General features: G+C 71.4%; 16 protein-coding genes. 7 read left to right on the top strand and 9 right to left on the bottom strand.

All coding sequences use genetic code 11. The features are described from left to right. Positions 1–46: 46 nt before the first annotated feature. Positions 47–1282: an epoxide hydrolase family protein gene (locus ABWI04_RS24090; RefSeq protein WP_345172577.1), complete on the bottom strand. Its 1236-nt coding sequence runs from the start codon at positions 1280–1282 to the stop codon at positions 47–49. A gap of 72 nt (positions 1283–1354) precedes the next feature. Further along, positions 1355–4327 carry an AAA family ATPase gene (locus tag ABWI04_RS24085; protein ID WP_353833867.1) on the bottom strand — a complete coding sequence of 991 codons (2973 nt, stop codon included), beginning with the start codon at positions 4325–4327 and terminating at the stop codon, positions 1355–1357. A 306-nt stretch (positions 4328–4633) separates the two neighbouring features. Here ABWI04_RS24085 and ABWI04_RS24080 point away from each other — a divergent pair, with 306 nt between their 5' ends. Together ABWI04_RS24080 and ABWI04_RS24075 are read left to right on the top strand one after the other, a co-directional pair. Next, entirely contained in the window at positions 4634–4969 is a 336-nt protein-coding gene (locus ABWI04_RS24080) for a hypothetical protein (RefSeq protein WP_353833866.1), read from the top strand. Next, the gene (locus ABWI04_RS24075) at positions 4951–5322 is read left to right on the top strand and encodes a hypothetical protein (RefSeq protein WP_353833865.1); all 372 of its coding nucleotides are present in this window, start codon (positions 4951–4953) and stop codon (positions 5320–5322) included. The genes ABWI04_RS24080 and ABWI04_RS24075 overlap by 19 nt, the downstream gene beginning before the upstream one ends. Before the next feature lie 55 nt (positions 5323–5377). Here the strand turns inward: ABWI04_RS24075 and ABWI04_RS24070 are convergent, their stop codons facing one another. From ABWI04_RS24070 to blaOXA, 5 genes are all read right to left on the bottom strand, one after another. Continuing rightward, positions 5378–6163: a MerR family transcriptional regulator gene (locus ABWI04_RS24070; protein WP_353833864.1), complete on the bottom strand. Its 786-nt coding sequence runs from the start codon at positions 6161–6163 to the stop codon at positions 5378–5380. A gap of 12 nt (positions 6164–6175) precedes the next feature. Continuing rightward, a complete protein-coding gene (locus ABWI04_RS24065; protein WP_353833863.1) occupies positions 6176–7039 on the bottom strand; it encodes an alpha/beta fold hydrolase in 864 nt (287 codons plus the stop codon). Between the two features lie 60 nt (positions 7040–7099). Continuing rightward, positions 7100–7630 carry an isoprenylcysteine carboxyl methyltransferase family protein gene (locus ABWI04_RS24060; protein WP_353833862.1) on the bottom strand — a complete coding sequence of 177 codons (531 nt, stop codon included), beginning with the start codon at positions 7628–7630 and terminating at the stop codon, positions 7100–7102. A gap of 4 nt (positions 7631–7634) precedes the next feature. Further along, positions 7635–8696: a type III polyketide synthase gene (locus tag ABWI04_RS24055; protein ID WP_345172565.1), complete on the bottom strand. Its 1062-nt coding sequence runs from the start codon at positions 8694–8696 to the stop codon at positions 7635–7637. 103 nt (positions 8697–8799) lie between these two features. Further along, positions 8800–9690, bottom strand: a complete 891-nt coding sequence (gene blaOXA, locus ABWI04_RS24050; RefSeq protein ID WP_353833861.1) for a class D beta-lactamase — start codon at positions 9688–9690, stop codon at positions 8800–8802. A gap of 554 nt (positions 9691–10244) precedes the next feature. Here blaOXA and ABWI04_RS24045 point away from each other — a divergent pair. From ABWI04_RS24045 to ABWI04_RS24025, 5 genes are all read left to right on the top strand, one after another. Next, a complete protein-coding gene (locus tag ABWI04_RS24045; RefSeq protein ID WP_345172561.1) occupies positions 10245–11093 on the top strand; it encodes a glycoside hydrolase family 26 protein in 849 nt (282 codons plus the stop codon). A 300-nt stretch (positions 11094–11393) separates the two neighbouring features. Beyond that, positions 11394–12509, top strand: a complete 1116-nt coding sequence (locus ABWI04_RS24040; RefSeq protein ID WP_345172559.1) for a glycoside hydrolase family 25 protein — start codon at positions 11394–11396, stop codon at positions 12507–12509. 84 nt (positions 12510–12593) lie between these two features. Then, positions 12594–12752, top strand: a complete 159-nt coding sequence (locus ABWI04_RS24035) for a hypothetical protein (protein WP_345172557.1) — start codon at positions 12594–12596, stop codon at positions 12750–12752. After that, positions 12749–13465, top strand: a complete 717-nt coding sequence (locus tag ABWI04_RS24030; RefSeq protein WP_353833860.1) for a CHAP domain-containing protein — start codon at positions 12749–12751, stop codon at positions 13463–13465. The genes ABWI04_RS24035 and ABWI04_RS24030 overlap by 4 nt, the downstream gene beginning before the upstream one ends. Positions 13466–13632: 167 nt before the next feature. Further along, positions 13633–16533 carry a hypothetical protein gene (locus ABWI04_RS24025; RefSeq protein WP_353833859.1) on the top strand — a complete coding sequence of 967 codons (2901 nt, stop codon included), beginning with the start codon at positions 13633–13635 and terminating at the stop codon, positions 16531–16533. Positions 16534–16577: 44 nt separating this feature from the next. Here ABWI04_RS24025 and ABWI04_RS24020 read toward each other — a convergent pair whose 3' ends face one another. Together ABWI04_RS24020 and ABWI04_RS24015 are read right to left on the bottom strand one after the other, a co-directional pair. Further along, on the bottom strand, positions 16578–17168 hold the full coding sequence (locus ABWI04_RS24020; RefSeq protein WP_353833858.1) for a TetR/AcrR family transcriptional regulator: 591 nt from the start codon (positions 17166–17168) through the stop codon (positions 16578–16580). Between the two features lie 86 nt (positions 17169–17254). Beyond that, complete coding sequence (locus ABWI04_RS24015) at positions 17255–19402, bottom strand: hypothetical protein (protein ID WP_353833857.1); 2148 nt, start codon at positions 19400–19402, stop codon at positions 17255–17257.

Genomic DNA, 19402 nt, shown 5'->3' with positions numbered 1-19402 from the left:
GGGGGGGGGCCCCCCCGGGGGGGCCCCCGGCCCCGGCGCCGTCGACTCAGGGCCTGCGGCCCCGGAAGGTACGGCGCAGGTCGCTCACCCAGGCGTCGGGGTTCTCCCAGGGGATGAAGTGGCCGCCGTGGTCGTGGGCGTTGACGTTGACGTGGTTGAACCAGGCGCTCTGCGGGCCCGTCTCGAACGCACGGACGCGCTCTTCGGCGGTGTGGACGCCGGGCGGGTTCTCGTACGTGACGAAGGTGAGGCCGACCGGGGCCTGCACGACCGGGGTGCGGTCGTGGGCGGGCGTCCAGGGGTAGCGGTTGGCGTTGGCGTAGTACCGCATCGACGTGGCGATGGAGTTGTTCACCCAGTAGATCGTGGCGTGGGTGAGCAGGTCGTCCTTGCTGAAGACGGACTCGACGTCGCCGCCGCTGTCGCTCCAGGCGTTCCAGCGCTCCAGCAGCCAGGCGAGCAGTCCGGCGGGCGAGTCGCTCAGGCCGTGGGCCAGGGTCGCGCCGTCGAGCATGTGCACGGTGAGGTGGGACGCCGAGCGGTGGTCCATCTCGATGATGCGGGCGCGGACGTCGGCGGGCTGGTCGTCGGTGAGGGGCCGGTTCCGGGCGAAGTCCCAGGCGCGGGGGCCGTTGAAGAAGTCGAGCGGCAGCCCGGAGCCGATGTGGATGCCGTACAGCTCGTCGGCGTACTTGTGGCCGAGCTGGCTGGTGACGATCCCGCCGATGTCGCAGCCCCCGGCGGCGTACTTCTCGTACCCCAGGGTCTCCGTCATCAGCGTGTGCCAGAGATCGGAGACCTTCCAGAAGTTGACGTCCGGGAAGCCGGTGAGCGGGCCGGGGAAACCGAAGCCGGGCAGGGACGGCACGATGACGTCGAACGCGTCGCCGGGGTCACCGCCGAACGCGGCCGGGTCGGCGAGCGGGTCGATCACCTTCGACCAGTGCCAGAACGTCCACGGCCAGCCGTGGGTGAGGATCAGCGGGACCGGACGGGGGCCGCGGCCCGGCTTGCGCATGAAGTGCACCGGCACACCGGAGACGCTCACCTGGTAGTGCTCGTAGGCGTTGATGGCGGCCTCGGCCTTGCGCCAGTCGTAGCCGTCCCGCCAGTAATCGACCAGCCCGCGGAGGTAACCGGCCGGGACGCCGTAGGACCAGTCCTCGTTCCCCTCGTCCAGCGGCGGACGGGTCAATGCGAGACGAGCGCGCAAGTCGTCGAGGGCCTCGTCGGGCACATGGATCGCCGTCGGTTCCAAGGGGAAGGCGTTCGAGGTGGTCATAGCGTGGTTCCTTACTGGTGGAGGGACAACGACGTGCTGTCCCCGACCTCGCCGTCGAGAATCCTCGGAGGACTAGGTGATGTCCTCGGGGAGGAGGGTGGCGAGTTGTTCGGTGGTGAGTTCGACCCCGGTGTTGGCGAGTTGTTCGGTGCGGCGGGCGTGCGCGGTGATGGCCGACCGGACCAGCTTGTCGACTTCACGGCCGTTGCCTTCGCGGAACCGATCCCGGTTGGCGGTCAGGTAGACGGTCAGAGCCTCGCGAGTGGCCTCGGGGACGCGGTAGTCCGCTGCCTCCGCTTTCTTGACGAAGATGGAGGCCAGGCCGTCGACGGGGTAGGGCTGGAAGGTCAGCGTGCGCGCGAACCGGGACGCCAGGCCGGGGTTGGTGGCCAGGAACCCCTCCATCTCGTTGGTGTATCCGGCGGCGATCACGATGACCTCGTCACGGTGGTCCTCCATCAGCTTGACCAGCGTGTCGATGGCCTCCTGCCCGAAATCGTGACCCGACCCGCCCGAGCGGGACAGGGTGTACGCCTCGTCGATGAACAGGACCCCGCCCCGGGCGCGCTGGAACACCTCGGTGGTCTTGTGCGCGGTGTGCCCCACGTACTGCCCGACCAGATCCACCCGCGCCGCCTCCACCACCTGCCCTTGGGCAAGGACGCCCAGAGCGGTGAGGAGTTCGCCGTACAGGCGTGCGACGGTCGTCTTGCCCGTGCCCGGCGGACCGGCGAAGATCAGATGCCCGGTGAACGGCTCGGCCTCCAACCCCGCCGCCCGGCGCCGCCGCGCCGAGGCCAGCAGGTCGAGCAGGTCCTTGATCTCCCGCTTGACCTCCTCCAGCCCCGTCATCCCCGAAAGGCGCGCCAGGACATCGGTGACCTGACCGGCGTCGCGCGCCTCCCCGAACCGCGCCGCCAACCCCGCGTCCACGTCGAGGTCCTCGGCGACGAGCAGGCTCAACTCCTCACCTGAGGGCAGTTCGGGCAGGTCTGCCAGGCGCTGCGCCTGCCGCTCCACCGCGGCCTCGAACACCTGCCGTGCCGCTCGCCCGTTCCCGAACGTCGCGTCCCTCCGCTGCCCCGCGAAATGCGCCAGGATCGCCGCGCGCGCGTCGTCGGCCAGCCGGTACCCGTCCCTGGTCGCGTGCGACTCCACGATCTGGACGAGTTCGGCGGGGCTGTAGTTCTCGAACTCCACCGTGCGCGTGAACCGCGACTTCAACCCTGGGTTGGCGGCCAGGAAGTCGCGCATCTCCGCCGAATACCCCGCCGCGATCACCACGACCTCGTCGCGGTGATCCTCCATCAGCTTCACCAGGGTGTCGATGGCCTCCTGCCCGAAATCGGTCCCCGTCGCCTTACGCGACAACGTGTAGGCCTCATCGATGAACAACACCCCGCCCAGCGCCCGCCGGAACACCTCCGTGGTCCGCAGCGCCGTCCCGCCGACGTTCTCCGACACCAGATCGGCCCGGCTGACCTCCACCACCTGGCCCTTCTCCACCACACCCAACGCCGCGAGAATCCCGCCGTAAAGCCGCGCAACCGTCGTCTTGCCCGTCCCCGGCGGACCCGCGAACACCATGTGCCGAACGATCGCCGGACCGGGCGGCAACCCCGCAAGCCGCCGCTGCTCGGCCATCTTCTGCAGACTCGGCACCTTCCGGATCTCACGCTTCACCCCCGCGAGACCCACCATCGCCTCCAACCGGCCCAGCAGCGCGTCCGCCGACCCGTCAACCGGTTCCTTCGCCACGGGCGGCGCGGTCTCGGGTGCGGCCGGCGCCTGGCTCCCGGGCTCGGCCGGCGCGTCCTCGACCGGCTCGGCCGGCGCGCGCTTCTTGGCCTGCGCGGCGGCCAGGTCGAAGTCGAACAGATCCGGCCTCCCGTTGCGGACGCTCGTCAGATCATCGACACGCACGCTTGTCCCGAGGCAGGTGAGGATGCCCCGGCCGATGTTGTCCGCCAGGGTGCAGCCGCGGATGGTGAGCGTGCCCCCCGGTTCGACGCTCACGCCGCCGAGCTTGCTGCCGGTGACCGTCGTCCCCTCCATCCGGACGCTCGCGCCCCCGTCTATCTCGACGCCGACCCGCCCCGAGTCGGTGACCCGTCCCCGGACGATCGTGACGTTCGAGTCCCGGGCGAGGAACATGGCGTTTCCGGGCGTGTCGGCGACCTCGCAGTCCTCCAGGAGGGCGGTGCCCTTCTCGATGACCACGCCTGCCCGGTGCGGCGCCTCCGTCCTGACCCGCCGCGCGGTCAGCGAGCCGCCGGTCGCCACCCAGATCCCGTCGGTCCCCGCGCCCGTGACCAGGCAGTCGTCCGCGGTGAGGCCGCCCTTGTCGACCACGGCGACGGCCGTCTTGCCGGTGCCGCGGATCTCGCAGTCGCGGAGCACGACCTCCGCGCGCTCCTCGATCCGGAGCGCCGAGCTGGCCGGGTCGCTGATCGTGCACCGCTCGAGCACCGGCTTGGATCCCTCGGTCGCCCAGACGGCGTGCCCGCCCGCCTCGCTGATCTGGCACGACCGCAGGGTCACCGTGCTGCCGCTGCGGACCGCCACCGCGTTGCCGCCCGTCCCGGTGACCGAGGTGGCCTCCATGAGCCCGGACGAGGCGCTGTACACGACCGCGCCCTCCTGCACCTCGCAGTTGCGCAGGGTGAGGTTGGCGCCCCTCGACGCCCGCACGGCGAGCCGGCCCCGGGTCATGAACTCGCACCGCTCCGCCACGATGGTGCCTCGGGCGACCTCCAGCGCGAGGCCTTCGTCGCTCCAGTTCCGGACGATGAGCCCCTGCAGCGTCACCTGTCCGCTGACCTCGACCGTGCCGACGGTGCGGCCGTCGAGCGTCACGGAGCCCAGCCCCTCGACGGCCGTCATCACGAAGTCGCTCTTACTGTGGAACCCCGTGTTCGGGTACGAACCCGGCTCGATCAAGATGTGCCGTCCGGGCGGCGCGTTCGCCGGGAGCGGCGCCTTCAGCGCCTCCAGTACCGTTCGAAACGCCCCGGGGGAGGTCAGGGACACGATCAGACGATGCAACGAGACTCCTCACGAATCACCGTAATGGTGGCATGAGCAGACCCGTTCTCGCTTCGGTTGACCTCCTCGTAGTGCGGAGTCCGTTCTGACAGGAGATCTTCGGGACCTCAGGCCGCCTCGGACGCGGGCGCGGCCCACCCGGACACCGGGTCTTCTCCCGATCTTCCGCGGGCCCCGGAAGGCGACCCGCATACGGCATGTGCGGGGACGCCCGGCGTCAGGCGTCTTCCCCTGCCCTTCCCTGGCCGCCACAGACTCGGGGGCCCTCACCGGCCGACCCCCGCGCACCCGCCGCAGTACCGGGCAATGGCCGCATTCGATATCTGCGATTTCAGCAGCGGAGCCCCGCACCTGATGCTGCACAAGCGCTACACCATGTACCAGGTGATCCAGGAGGCCGCCGGTGCCGCCGAGTTGAGCTGGACGGACTGCGAACGCGAGGACCGCGGCGACGGGTTCTTCCTCCTGGCGCCCCCCGGCTACAGCGTCCACAGTCTGATCATCTCTCTGGCCCCCGAGATCAGCACACGGCTGCGCCAGATCAACAAGGGGCTGCCCGCGAAGCAGCGACTGCGCCTGCGCATGGCGGTCCACGCGGAGAGCTCACTCACGATGATCACGGTGTGGTCAGTCCCGACCTGAACCTTCTGTTCCGGCTGCTCAACGCGCCCGCCCTCCGAGCGCGTTTCGAGCAGGGCGACTTCGCCCTGATCGTGTCCGACGACGTCTACGAGCGTGTGATCGAGTGGGACATCGCGATGATCGAACGTAGGGACTTCACGCCACTTCCGGTCGAGCTGACCAACCCTGGGCGGCCCGGGCCGAACGGGAAGGACGAGAAACCGGTCCGCGTCGCCTACGCATCGCTGCCGCCCCAGCCGGATCCCGGGCCCATCGATCGGTCGGCGCACCACGAGGGGCCAGACGTCCATGCCCAACTCGAACAGCTGGTGCAGCGGATGCAGGACCTCCTGGACGATGACCCGCCAAGCTGATCGAGGGAGTCGCGGTGACGACGGCCGGCGCCCGCCGGTGCGTTCGCGAGCCGGGTCATCGCCGGTCATCGGTGAGGGGGATGCGCTCCAGCTTGGTCCAGCCGGTCCAGCCTCTCCGCCTCAGCAGCTCGATCAGGCGGCGGGCCTGCGGCACGGTGTCGAACACCCGTGCGTCCATCAGCTCGACCAGCGGTGGATCGAGGTCGGTGTCGTCGACGTAGTCCTCGCCCTGTTCGTCGGCCATCTGCGTGATGTAGTCGGCCAGCTCGTCGGTCGCCTCGACCAGCCGCGGGTCGTCGCCGCTCTGGTCGAGGGCCTGGCCGAGCGAGCGGTAGAAGGCGACGAGCCGCGGGTCGTCGATCTGCCGGCGCTTGCGCGCCGTCCACTCCGCGACGCGCTCGGGCGAGTGCGCGGCCAGCAGGATCCAGCCGTCGCGCTCGACCCGGACGATCCGCTCGTCGATGCCGAGCGCCCGCAGCCGGTCGAGATACTCGACCACCTCCGGCGGCAGCGCCAGGTGGTCTCCCGAGGCCAGCCGGGCGATCTGCGCGCGGTGGAGCCGTCGCTGCCGGATCTCGGCGCACAACCGCCTGTCGATGTCCGCGACCGCCGCGGCGAACTCTTCCTCGCCGGCCCGCAGGAGCTGCCGCACCCGTGCCAGCGGGACCCCCGCCTGGGCGAGCGTCCGGATCCTGATCAGCTCGATCACGGCGCCCGCGTCGTACCGGCGGTACCCGGAGCGGTCCCGCTCCGGCTCCGGCAGCAGTCCCTTGGCGTGGTAGTGCCGCACCGTGCGCACCGTCACTCCGGCGTAGGACGCCAGCTCGCCGATGGTCAGCATCCGACCAGTCTCCTACGGGACGGGCGTCGAGCCGGCCCGGCCGGGCGTGCTCCGGATGATGCGGGCTATCTCCGGGGCATGGGTGAAGACCAGTCGGTGGTCGGCTTCGAGCCAGAAGGCGGGGATGTGCGGCTGCTCGCGAACGAGCCGGTCGATTCCGGCACGCCAGTTCCGGTTGAGCCGGGGCGCATGCTCTCCCCCGCCCTCACCGGCCATCGAGCTCGACATGATCATGCGGACCGGCCGGTCGATCTTCCGGTAGCGGTCGAGGATCCCGGACCGGACCGCGTCGATCTCGACGTTCAGGTCGAGGATGTCCTGGCCGGTGAGCAGCACCTGGCGCGCGGTGCCCCGTGCGGCCTCCTGCCGAGCCGCCATGTCCTCCCACATCGCGCGGAGTTCCGGCAGGAGGGCCTCGGTGACGAAGGGTTCGGGCACCGGGTTCGCCCCGTCGACGAGGACGAGCCCGGCCACGGCGCCGGGATGCTCGGAGGCGAAGTGCACGGCCAGGTCAGCGCCCATCGAGTAGCCCACGAGCACGGGGGCCTCGTCCAGGCCGAGGCGGTCCGGCTCCGCCATCACGGCGTCCAGATCGCTCAGGAACGCCTCGAAGGAGTACCGGTCGGCGGCCGAAGCGAGGCCGTGGCCTCGCAGGTCGAAGGTCACCACGTCGTGGTCGCGCCGCAGCAGCCCGGCCAGCTCGTGCAGGTCGGCCTGCGTCGAGTTCAGCCCGGGGCACAGGACGAGCGGCCGTCCCCTGCCGCCACGGGACACCGGGATCGTGATGCCCCCGTGCCGGATCGTGAATTTCCGCATCGTCCTGCCGCCGGGTTCAGCCCATTCGCCGTGGTCCGGCGCACTGGTCGTCCTGTTCATGGCGACCATGCTGGGAGGTTGACCCTGCGTCAGGGTCAACCGCCGCGGTGGTGTGGGACGTCACGGGGGTGCGGGGCTGGTGTCGGCGGCTTGTTGGAGGGCGGCGTTCTCGGTTCTGATGCGGGTCCTCAGGAGGCCCAGGTTCACGACGGTGAACAGCAGGGCGGTGAGCCAGCAGGTGTGCACCAGCGGCAGGGCGACGCCCTCGGCGACGACCGCGACGTAGTTGGGGTGGCGCAGCCGGCGGTAGGGGCCCTCCGCCACCAGCGGCAGGTCCGGAACGATGATCACCCGGGTGTTCCACCGGACGCCGAGCGTGGCGATGCACCACCAGCGCAGCCCCTGGGCCAGGACGGCGAGGCCCAGCATCGGCCAGCCCAGCGCCGGGATGAAGGGACGGTCGAGGAACCGCGCCTCCAGCAGCGCGCCGCCGAGCAGGCCGACGTGGGCGGCGACGATCGCCGGGTAGTGCCCGCGTCCGTACTCGACGCCGCCCCTCCTCCGGGCCCAGGCCCGGTTGCGGCGGGCCACGACCAGCTCGGCGAGCCGCTCGGCCCCGACGAGCGCGACGAGCAGCGTGAAGCCGGTCACGGGTTCACCAGCGCAGCAGGAGCAGTTCGGCGGAGAACCCCGGCCCGAGCGCCATCAGCAGCCCGGGTTCGCCCTCGGGCGGGCGGCGGCGCTCGATCGTCTCCTGCAGCACGTTGAGCACCGAGACCGAGGACAGGTTGCCGAACTCCCGCAGGGAGTCCCATGTCAGGTCGAGTTCGCCGTGGACGAGGGAGAAGGCCTCGGCGATCGTCTCGATCACCTTCGGCCCGCCGGGGTGGCAGACCCAGGAGGTCACCTCGCCGGGCGACAGACCGTGCTCGCCGAGGAAGGCGGCGACGTCGCCCGCCAGCGTCGCCTCCACGTGGTCCACCAGGTCGGCGGCGAGGACGATCCGGAAGCCGTGCTCGCCGACGTCCCATCCCATGAGCCTCCCGGTGCCGGGGTAGAGCTTGCTGCGGGTCGCGACGACGCGCGGCCCCCAGCGGCTCGGGCCCCCGGCACCGGTGCTCCGGTCGCCTCCGACCGCCACCACGGCCGCGGCGCCGTCCCCGAACAGGCCGCTGGCCACCAGGTTGGCCAGCGACTCGTCGTCGCGCTGCGCCGTCAGCGAGCACAGCTCGACGCAGACCAGCGCCGCCACCTGGTCGGGCCACGCGCGGAGGTAGTCGTGCAGCCGCGACAGTCCCGCGGCGCCGGCCGCGCACCCCAGACCGAAGATCGGCACCCGCTTGATGTCGTCCCGCAGGCCCAGACGCTGGGCCAGGGTCGCGTCCAGCGAGGGGGTGGCGACTCCGGTCGAGGAGCAGAAGACCAGATGGTCGACCTCCGACGCCTCGATCCCGGACGCCTCCAGCGCCCCCCGGACGGCTCTTTCCCCGAGGGACAGCGCGGCGTCGACATAGGCGCCGTTCGCGGTGGTGAAGCCGTCGAGGTTCGCGTACTTCTCGATCGGCAGGGCCAGGTACCGGCCCGTCACCCGGGTGGCGGCGTGGAAACGCTCCACCACCCGCCGGTCGGCCCCGGTCGCCCCGACGACGGCCTCGGTGATGTCTCGCTGCTCGTAGTGATGGTCCGGCAGGACGGTCTGCACACCCGCTACACGCACGGCTCCCCCTAAGCCTCCCCTGCCGCCTCCTTACCCATCAGCGCGGCTTGTACCGGCGGACGGGGTTCGGCGCAGCGGTCACCGCGGTCCGCGGGCCGGCCCCTCACGCGTCGGGCAGCACGTTCAGACGCTGCAGCAACTCGCGCGCGACCGTGGCGCGCTTGCCCGCGTCGCCGTCCTTGACGATGTCGATGTTCAGCGCGAACGTGGTCACGCGCCCGCCGCGGTCGACCCATCCGACCCACCAGCCGGTGCCGGGGTTGGGGGCGTTCTGCCAGCCCGACTTGGCGTACAGGGTGTACCCGTCCTTCTCCTCTTGCTTGATGATGTCGCGGACGGTGCGCTGGTTCGCACGCGAGGCGGGCAGGCGTTCGGCCGCGAGCCGCTCCAGGAACCGGGTCTGCTCCACGGCGGAGATCTTCAGCGGGCCGTCCAGCCAGAACCGGTCCACCACGGTCCCGGTCCGGCGGTTGCCGTAGCCGAGCCGGTGCAGCCACTGCCCCTCGCGCTGGAGCCCGACACGACGGGCGATCACCTGGAACGCCGCGGCGTTGGAGATGCGGACGGCCTCCCGCATCGTCATGTCGTGCTCCCACTCGGGGAACGGCTGCGGCGTCCCGTCCCAGGGGATCACCTCGTCGGGGCTCTTGACCACCCCGGTCTCCAGGGCGACCAGGGCGTGCGGGACCTTGAAGCTGGAAGCGGGCACCAGCGGCGTCTCGGCGAGCCGCCGGTCCACCACCGTCGTGGAGCGGGTCTTCACGTCCAGCAGGGCGAACGAGCCGTGCACGCCCGCCGCGTCGAAGACGGCCCGCAGATCGTCGCGCTCGACGACGACGGGACGGATCTGATCGGCCGCGGCGACGGCGGCGGCGGCGCGCGGGGCGGTGTCATGGGCGGTCGCGCCGCACGCGGCGGTGCCGAAGAGGGTGAGCGCGGCGAGCGCGGTGGCGCCCAGCCGGAAGCGCGCGGTGCGGGAAGAGGGCTTGATCATGCGGCTTACTCGATCACCGGACGATGCGATCTGTCCAATATGGATATCGATCAGCGATTGATACTGATTCACGTATCAGCGCAGCTCATCCTGGACGACCAGCCGGTCATGTGACGTGACGTGTCGTGCCGGTCACCCTGACACCCCTCCCCACCAGAAAAAGGCTGTATTTCATTCTAAAAGCGGATATTGCTCGACCTGAAAGCCGTCCCATTAGCCCCGTCATCACCTTCAGGACCGCCCTTGAGAACGCTTCAGATATTTCCCCTGCCGCCCCCCATTGCCAGCGGCGTTTGGCCTGGAAATTTAATCGATACATATCCCTTGCCCGACAGGCCGGAATACTCTCGGAGCCACCTCTATTTCATCTCCGCCGACCACTGCGAGCATTACGTTAGGGAACGACTAGGGCAATCCCGGACGCGGCGCTGAAGGTCGAGCACGTGAAACCGGAGTGCCTCCCGCAGCACCGGTTCCCCGTTCACCGGCGACCCCGGTGTGATCAATTTTCGGGCCCGCCCACCGGCGGGCCGATCGAAGGCGGAGGCAGTCCCATGGCGAAGAACCGGAACGCGATCCTGTGGGGGACGTGCCCCCAGAACCTGTCCGGTTCCGACTTCGCCGCGAAGGACGCCTCCTACGGGCCGCTGACCATTCGCCGCTCCTACCAGCCCGCTGCCGCGGGCATGCCCGTCTCCTGGGCCCGGAGTACCGGCGGCGTGGACGTGGGAAAGCGGGCCAGCTGCTGGAGCGCGAAACCGTCGATCACCGCGATGGCCGGCGGGCGCCTGGACGCGCCGACGCTGAAGTTCCTGCGGTCCATCCCCAAGAGCCACCTCGCGTTCGTGTCGATCTGGCATGAGGGCGACGGCAAGATCCGTAACGGGGCCTTCCGCCTCGCGACGTACACGGCGGCTCTGAAGCGCTTCTGCGAACTGGTGCGGCAGGTGCAGTCGGAGGGCTGGACGCACCTGCACACGGTCCAGATCCTCACCACCTGGTCGGGCACCTCCCCCAGGGCGGGCAGCACCTATGCCGACACCTGGCCGGGCGACGGGCTCGTGGACGTCCTCGGCGTGGACGGTTACTCCCACCTCGGAAGCGGCCCCACCCTGTGGGGGCCGGCCGTGAAGTTCGCCCGGTCCAAGGGCATCCCGTGGGCGGTCCCCGAGATCGGCTACGGCAGAACCGGCACGAAGAGCGTGACCTGGTTGAAGGACCAGGTCGCCTACCTGACGACGACGCCGGGCGGCGGCGAGCACACGAGGTGTGCGTTCGCCTGCTGGTTCGACACCGCCGGCCCCATCTCGTCCCCGACGCCCGGAAACGTCTCGAGATGGATCGCGGCGGCCAAAGACGCGTCGCAGACCTACTACAGCGATTACACCGACTTTGCGCTCTGATCGAGATGGGACGCTGATGCCGTCATCCACGCGCGGATTCCAGCGCCCGCTACCGCAGCGCGCGACGCCGTGCTTCTGCGCGGCGCTCGCAAGAGCGATCAGCTTTTTACCCGGATGAGCGCCTGCTGACGTTCACGCGTGACTTCGCCGGCGAGCGACCACGCACTCCTCGTCGAGGCGGCCGAACTCGCGGTCATCCCCACGAGCCGCGTCATGCATTCGAGCGCACTCCCATCCTCGCGATTCGCACATGCCCGCAGGGCGGCGTCGGCATGCCGCCCGTCCAGAAAGGAGGCAGTGTTGCTGTACGGGGTCGATGTGGCCAGCTATCAGGGGACTCCCAACTGGCCGGTGGTGCACCGGTCAGGAATCCGCTTCGGATTCTCGAAGGTCACCGAGAACACCAACTACACCAACCCCACCTGGGGGCACAACCGATCGGGAATGCTCGCCCTGGGGGCCGGCTTCGTGCCGGGGGCGTACCACTTCCTGCACGGGGAGAGGGGTGCCGCGCAGGCCCGCTATTTCCTCGCCAGGGCCGGCGATGTCTCCCGTCTCGCGGTCGCGCTCGACATCGAGGCGTCCGGCGCCAACGCGACCACGGCCAGGGAATGGGTGGCCGAGTTCAAGGACCGCACCGGCGGCCATCCCGTCATCGGCTACTTCCCGCGCTGGTACTGGGAGGCCCACGGCAGGCCCGATCTCAGCTTCTTCGACACGATCTGGCAGTCGCGGTACGTCTCCGGCTCCGGCACCCCGGCCGCCCTCTACAAGAAGGTCCCCTCCTCGTGGTGGGTGCAGTTCGGCGGGGAGCCCATCTCGATCCTGCAGTACTCGTCGAGCGGCGCGGTGCCGAGCATTCCGGGCCGCTGCGACGTCAACGCCTTCCGCGGCTCGCTCGCGGGACTGAGGAAGCTGGCCCTCGGGCCGCACCAGGAGGACGAAGTGCCCATCCGCAGCAGCTACGGCAAATCCAGGCCCCAGACTCTCGCATGGGGGCGGTTCACCCGCCTCAACTGGGACGTCACCCACGCCGACCCGGCCAAGTCCCATTCCGAACCCGACAGGGACCACCCCGACGGCTATCCCGGCTACGTGGCTCCCACCTCGACCTGGGCGGACATCGACACCGTCGTCCGCATCGGAGGCCTCGGCGAGGGCGACGAGTACCAGCTGCAGTTCGAGGTCCACGACTGGAAGGACGGGAAGTCCGCCGGATCGTGGACCGAGGTCCGCGCCGACGCCAAGGCGACCGGCGGCGACCAGTTCGCCACCGGCACGATGCCCAAGGGGCTCCGCAAGGGCCAGCACGTGTACGTCTCGGTCGCGGCGTTCCCCGCCGGCGGAAAGACCGATGACCGGCCCGCCCCCCGGGCGTTGTCAGGCCGATGGACGATCGCCCAGGACCGCAACTGACCCGGACCGACACGACGCCCGCTCTCCCCCGCGGAGCGTGCGTTCCCCCGACGAAGGAAACAGCCCGACGGACGAAGGAGACCGATGGCTGAAGCCGACCGCATGGACGAGGTGGATGTGAACCCCGCAGTGCACAGGGCGACCGAGACCGACGAGGTTCAGGTCCTGCGTGCGCTGTACGGCGAGCCCGACGCCGACGGGATCTTCCGCGGGCGGGACGACGACGGCGAGGAGGGCCGATGAGCGCCGCGAAGATCATCGCGGCGGCGCGCAGGTCGCTGGGGATGTCGGGGCGCCCGAACCCCATCACGCGGGAGTACGCGGCCCGGAACGGGAAGGAGTACCTGCGCGCGTCCTGGTGCGACATGGCCGTCACCTACTGGGCCCGGCACTCCGGCAACGCCTCGGCGGTGCTCCCGGGCGGAGACCGCGCCTACACCGTGTGGCACGTCGACGACTTCAAGAAGGCCGGTCGCTGGCGCGCCGGCACCGCCTCCGCGGTCGACCGGGCCAGGCCCGGCGACATCGTCTTCTTCGACTGGGGCGGGAGCAACCGCGGCGGCGCGGTCGACCATGTCGGCGTCGTGGAGAAGGTCCTCGGGGGCGGACGGCTCCAGACGATCGAAGCCAACACCGGCGACGCGGTGAGGCGCCGCGTCCGCGCGGCCGGCGTCATCGCCGGCTATGGACGGCCCGCTTACGGAAGCGGCTGGATGGAGGACGCCGTGAAGGACCTGCCCACGATCTCCAAAGGCGCGAAGGGCTCGAACGAGGCGGTGCAGACCGCGCGCGGCCTGCTTCTCGCCCGCAGCCATCCCGAGGTCGGGACCCGCATGGACCGCGACTTCGACGCCACCATGGACAAGGCCGTCCGCGCCGTCCAGAAGTGGGCGAAGGTCGAGAGCGACGGGGTCATCGGGCCCGACACCTGGAGCGTCCTCCTTCGCGTCCACTGAGCCGAGCCCGCCCCGGCCGGGGCGGGTCGCCGTGCGGGTCCTCCGCAGAGCGTGTGCCGTTTCACGGCGCACACTGTGCGGCAGGGTCCCGCGTCGCGGAACCGATCAGGCGGTCGGATCGTCGCAGGGTTCGTGGTCGTTCAGGAGATCAGGGACGAAGGGACGAGATGACTCGGTTTCCGCAGTTGCCGGCGCCGGCGGACCTCGCCGCCGCCGGGCCCAAGGGCGCCAAGAAGATGCTGGCCAAGGCCGCGGACCCGCTCCCCGCCGCCGAGCTGGCACCGTTCTTCGAGGACGCCTGCCGGGAGCTGGTGCGGGCGGGAGAGGACGAGCTCGCGTTCTGGGCGTTCGGCCAGGCGCGCAAGGTCGAGAAGGACCATCCCGCGCTGCTCGACCTCGACCGGGTCCACGCCGTCTTCCTCGAACTGGTGCCGGCGGGCGGCGTCGGGCCGGCCGCGATGCGCGACTACGCCAAGACGCTCGCCGCGGAGCTGCCGGGGGAGGAGGCGCACGCCCGCTTCCGGGAGCTGGTCTGCGCGGGGTTCGACGCCGGCGTCATCCCGTACGCCCGGATCTTCCCCGACCTGCGGGCGCTGGCCCGCGGCGCGAAGATCAAGAAGCGGGACGAGGAGGAGTTCCTGGCCGAGCGGCTGCTGCTCGCCGGGCTCATGCCCGTCGCGTCCCACCAGGTCTGGGCGGCCGCCCGTGAGCCGCTCGCCGCGGTGGCCGCACGCGACGTCTCCCTCATGGAGCGGCTGATCGCCGCCGAACCCGACCTCGCCCACCACGAGGAGGAGAGCGGCGAGGGGGTCGCCGAGGAGATCCGGCAGATGTGGCTGGAGTGCCTGGCCGAGAGCGGGGCGGGGGCGCATCTGTCGGCGCACTGGTTCGCCGGCGAGGGGCGCGGCTGCGCGGCCGCCGTGCTGCTGAGGCTCGCCGACCAGGCCGGGGACCGGCTGTTCCCGGAGGCCGAGGTGGCGTTCGGCGAGGAGACGGACCCGGCGCTTCCGCCTCCCGACCACCGGCACATCATTCCCCAGACGGAGATGGGCACCGACTCGCCCCGCTGGTGGGGCCCGAACTTCGACCCCGCGGCGCACGCCGCGGACGCGGCGTCCGGGCCAGAAGGACGCGAGCGTTTCGCAAGCCTGCTGGACGCGTTCGTCCGCGACATGGGGTACTACGGCAACGTCGACTACCCGGCCACCGTCAGGGCGCTCTGGGAGCTGCCGGAGACCCGGGAGGCGCTGCGCGACGCCGTCGACGGCTGGAAGGCCGACGCGGCCCGCCCGGACCTTCCCTTCCTGCACACCGCCCTGCACCGCCTGGTCCGGCTGACCGGCAGCGGCCGCTACCTCGACCTGGAGCCGGGCCTCGCCGAGGGGATCGACCCCGCCGACCCCGTGGACGCCCTCCTGGCGGCCCTGCGCGGTGGCATTCCCGCCGAGCTGGCCGTGCCGAGCACGGGAAGGCCGCACAAGTCTCCGAAATCCGGCCGGACGATCCTTCAGCACCTCGGCTACCTCACCATCACGGACCGGTCCTGGAACGCCTACGCGTACGTCACCGGCGACGCCGACCTGACGCTGAGGCTCTCCCAACTGCCCGACGGGCTGCTGCCCTGGTACGACGGCAAGACCGGCCTCCTGTCACGCGTCAAGGACGGCGTCTGGCAGACGTTCCGGGTCGAAAGGCAGACGGGCGAGAGCGTCGCGCTGACCCTGGACCCCGACACCGCCACCGCCCGGCCTCAGGCGCCGGGGACCGCCGAGGTGACGTTCCCCGGCGCCGCCGGGCCGAGCGAGGTCCGGCTGAGCCGGGGTGCGATCACGGTCACCGCCCCCGACGGGACCCGGACGGCGCGGCTGCCCTTCTCGCCCGTCATGAGCACGAAGGGCGGGCTCGTTCCGCCGCCCGGCTGGTGGCCGCGGCGGGAACCGGCGGACCCGGACGGGTCGGCGGCGCTGCGGCGTCTCGAGCGCGAAGGCGCGGCGCGGCTGCTGGAGGCGGCGCTGAGCGGACCGAGCGCGGCCGCCGACGCGCTGCGGGCCGTGCTGCCCGAGGTGACCGCGCCGGAGCTGCGCGACGGCGTCCTCGAAGCGACCCGGGCGGCCGTCGAGTGCCTCCTCCTGGGCATCGAGTTGCGCGACCGGACCGGCCGTCCCCAGCCGCCGGCACTGCCCGCGCTGGTCTCACCGGCCGCCGATCTCCCGTTCCGGCGCACAACGGCGCAGACGCGGTGGCTCGTGCGCCAGCGGGTCCTGGCCCGCGCGCTGGAGTCGGCGGCGACCGGCGAACCCGCGGCCGGCAGGCCCTACCGCGTCCGCACGGTCGGCCTGCCGCCCGGCGGTCACGTGGGCGCCGACCTCGACACCCTGGCGGGTTTCGCGCTCCCGGCCGTCCTGCCGTGGACGCCCGACCCGCACCGCGAAGGCGTCCTCGACGTCCTGCGCCTCTGGGCCAACGCTCCGATCGGCGACGGGACGGGAGCCTGCCGCATACTTCGCCTCACTCCGGCGGGTGGCGAGGGGCAGTCCAACGCCGAACGCCAGATGGTCGACAGGCAGCTGGAGAAGGAGGCGCCCGGGGAGCTCTGGCGCACCCCGCACGGCGCCATGCTGATCTTGAGTTACCGGCGAAGCGACCGGATCGCGACGGCCGTGGAGTACGCGCCCGGCGGGACGTTCGACCCGGCCGGCCCGCCCGGCTGGCAGGCGGCCCGGCCCCCCGTCCCCTGCTGGGGCGGTGCCGACCGCGTCGTCCGGCTCCTGCGGTCGCTGGACGACCGCGGCCCCGCGCCGATCGACGCCGCCGCCACCGTCCGCGCTCTGGCGGAACGCGCGGGCTTCGGCCTGGCGGACGCCGTCGCGGTCTGCAGGTTCCCGGCGGACGTCCTGGGCGACGACATTCCCGTGACCGGCGCCACGCTTCCCTTCCCCATGCGGGACGCGGTGCGGGAGCGCCTGCTGCCCGACGACCCGGCCGACCTCTGGACCACCGGCCTGGCCGTGGACGCGGCGGCCGAGTGGTGGCGGGCCCACGGCGAGAGCCGCCCCTCGACACCGTGATGCCCTGACCGGGTGAGGGGCGTGGATCGACGGCGATCCGGCGCTCAGAGGGCGCTGCGCTCCAGCATGTCGTGCATGTACGCGCGGAAGCGGCGGAGGGTGGGGGGGTGATCCGCGAAGCGGCGGATCCCCTCCTCGTCGACGACGCCCACGTGGACGAACCCGTTGACGATCCAGATGATGTTCCAGAGGCCGAGTTCGAGGTCGTAGTCGGCGCGGACCGCGCCCCGGAACATCTCGACCACGGCGGCGATCAACGGCCGGTACAGCTGCTCGACGTCCTGCACGTCGGCCGCGTCGTTGAGCCAGCGGTGCACCCACAGGGCCCGCAGCTGCGGATGGGCCACCGAGTAGTCCAGGTAGCTGTCGACCAGCGCCACCAGACCCGATATGTCGGGCGGGACGCGCGCCATCACGCCCCTCATGTGCGCGGCCTCGGCGTTGGCGTACCGGGTCATCACCTCCAGGTAGACATGCCGCTTGTCCTGCGCCAGGCGGCTGACCCTCTGCGCGCTCATCCCGGCGACCTCGCCGATCATCTGCAGCGAGGTCCCGTCGTATCCGAGCTGCACGAAGAGCCTTCCCGCCGCCTCGACGACCAGCTCGTATTCCTCTGCGTCCTCCTGGGCAGCCACAGTCCCTCCCCGGAAACGCGCTCTCTCCCCATCGTTCCCCGACTCGTCCGGGGCATCCGGCGGGGCGGCCCGGAATGACCCCGCATTTACCGACCGTCACCGGCGCAGCGCTCGCATCGGAGGTTCCTGGGGGTTCTCGCCTCGCCGCATTCGCCGCAGTGCGGGCAGTAGGCCACCGTGGTCCTGACCCAGCATTGGGCGCTGAGGGCCTCACTGCCGAATCTGTGGTCCATGGCGTCCCCGTCGGTTTCGGCGGTCGTCCCCTCGGCCCGGCCGTTGCCGTTCAGGACGGGGTAGCGGCGATCGCACGAACCGCACCGCCTCAGTTCCCAGGTCGCCTTGCAGACGTCGCACGTGCTGCGGAACGTGGACCCGTCCCGCGCCTGGAAGGTTCGCGCGGGGTCGCTTGAGGCGTTCCGGCACAGGGGGCACCGGACGAGTTCCGCCAGGCTCTCCGCGGCGGCCCTCACCTCGTCCCGCAACCGGTCGACCAGCTCGGCGTTGTCACCGCGTTGCATGAACTGGGCGGTCCGATGAGCGAGCGTCCCGATCCGGCGGAGCACCGCGGCGAGTTCGTGGGGGGCGGGCGGTCTCACGATGGTGAGGCCGTTCGCGGCGGCGGCGATCCAGTCCGCCCCTTCCGCGACGGCGTTCGCGTCGCGGCTCGGGCAGTCGATGCGGGCCGGGTACCTCTCGAACAGGTGCTGGGCGAGGGCCCAGCGCAGGCTGCGGGCCAGCCGGGTCACGCTGTCGATCTCCAACGGCGACACCGGGAGGAGCGCCGGCGCCCGGCCGCCGCCGGAGGGAGCGGGCGCCTCGCAGCCCTGGAACGTCCTGAGCCGGATGCGGAGGGGCAGCTTCTCCCGCTTCTCGCGCTGCCCCGGGTAGACGACCAGCGTGCGCGGGTCGGTCGCGGCCGCGGCGGCGAGCGCGTCGATCTCCTCGGCCGTCCGGCCCGGCTGCTCCGCGGCGACGAGGGCGTGCGCCACCGGAACCACGCGCAGGACGGCCTCCCCTCCGCGGTGCAGCACGAAGGTTCCCGTCCGCTCCCATCGAAGGCCGACGGCCTCCCGGTGCTCGGCGACGCATCGGACTTCTCCGCCGGGCTTGAACGGGCCTTCGGGAACCAGGTCCAACTGCGCCAGCGCATGCATGAGGAGCAGGCCGGTGTACAGGGTGAACGACTCGCACCACTCCTGGATCCGGTCGTTGGACGGCCCGGACGCCCCGTTCCCGCTCCTCTCGGCGACCCACGCCCGCCAGAGTTCCGCGGCCCGCCTGTACCTGTCGTCGTTCGTGAAGACGTTGGTGCTGCGCAGGACGGTGCCGACATCGGTGTGACGGTGGACCCCCGGCAGGATCGTCGGCCCGCGGAGTTCGACCAGTGCGTTGCGCAGCCTCTCCAGGTCCTCACGCAGCCGTCTGGCCCTGGTGCGCCGGGTGCTGCTCTCGACGAGCCCCTCGATGAGGAGGAACATGTACTGGCTCACCCGCCACGGGCGGCCGCTCGCGTCCTCCGCGTAGGTGCTCACGTCGTCGAGCATGGCCTCGATCTGTTCGACCTCGACCAGCCGTCCCTGCACGTGGTCCCAGAGATGGTCGACGAGCCTGGCGAGCACCCGGTTCTCGTAGAAGTCCAGATCGGTCTCGCGCGCGGGGTCGAGGAGGCGCGCCGGGCGGATGCCGTCGGGACGCAGCGCCGCCCAGTCCTCGCTGCGAGCGGTGAGCCGGGTGATGGCGGCGGGAGTGACGCGCCGTGCCCGCGAGGCCGGGACCAGCCGGTTCACCGCCCGCAGCCTGGCCACGGGCAGGTGGCACGCCGCGCGCAGGTGCGGGAGGCAGCGCTCGATCACCTCGTCGATCTCGCGGGGCCGCAGCCGCTCGTCCATGTCGGCCCCGCCCATCAGCGGAGTCTCCGACAGCCAGTCCTCAGCGGTGACGTCCCGCGCGACCAGCGAGTCGAGCCTCCTGCCGACGGCCGTGACGATGTACGTCGTGATGTCGTCGGGCATGGCGTGGTGCCCGAAGTCGCCCTCGTCGCGGTGGCGCCGCGTCTCGTCCCACAGCGTCCACGTCCCGTTCGCGGCGAGGTACCGGCCCGGGCGCACCGCCGTCGCGTTCAGGAAGAGGGGGCGGTCGCCGGGCGCGAAGAACAGCCTGCCGAGGGGCATGCGCCCGCCGGGCGGCCGCTCCACCTCGCGTCCCAGCAGCCGGTCCCAGATCCGCGCCGGCAT

The sequence above is a fragment of the Actinomadura sp. NPDC000929 genome, from assembly GCF_040492065.1.
GTDB lineage: Bacteria > Actinomycetota > Actinomycetes > Streptosporangiales > Streptosporangiaceae > Spirillospora > Spirillospora verrucosospora.
Note: the sequence above shows the minus strand (reverse complement) of the source record. Positions and strands in the feature narration are given on the sequence as shown.

Coding starts and splice junctions, on each gene's coding strand:
- ABWI04_RS24090 (WP_345172577.1), bottom strand. CDS start 1,282: ATGACCACCTCGAACGCCTTCCCCTTGGAACCGACGGCGATCCATGTG.
- ABWI04_RS24080 (WP_353833866.1), top strand. CDS start 4,634: ATGGCCGCATTCGATATCTGCGATTTCAGCAGCGGAGCCCCGCACCTG.
- ABWI04_RS24070 (WP_353833864.1), bottom strand. CDS start 6,163: ATGCTGACCATCGGCGAGCTGGCGTCCTACGCCGGAGTGACGGTGCGC.
- ABWI04_RS24065 (WP_353833863.1), bottom strand. CDS start 7,039: ATGAACAGGACGACCAGTGCGCCGGACCACGGCGAATGGGCTGAACCC.
- blaOXA (WP_353833861.1), bottom strand. CDS start 9,690: ATGATCAAGCCCTCTTCCCGCACCGCGCGCTTCCGGCTGGGCGCCACC.
- ABWI04_RS24045 (WP_345172561.1), top strand. CDS start 10,245: ATGGCGAAGAACCGGAACGCGATCCTGTGGGGGACGTGCCCCCAGAAC.
- ABWI04_RS24035 (WP_345172557.1), top strand. CDS start 12,594: ATGGCTGAAGCCGACCGCATGGACGAGGTGGATGTGAACCCCGCAGTG.
- ABWI04_RS24030 (WP_353833860.1), top strand. CDS start 12,749: ATGAGCGCCGCGAAGATCATCGCGGCGGCGCGCAGGTCGCTGGGGATG.
- ABWI04_RS24025 (WP_353833859.1), top strand. CDS start 13,633: ATGACTCGGTTTCCGCAGTTGCCGGCGCCGGCGGACCTCGCCGCCGCC.
- ABWI04_RS24015 (WP_353833857.1), bottom strand. CDS start 19,402: ATGCCGGCGCGGATCTGGGACCGGCTGCTGGGACGCGAGGTGGAGCGG.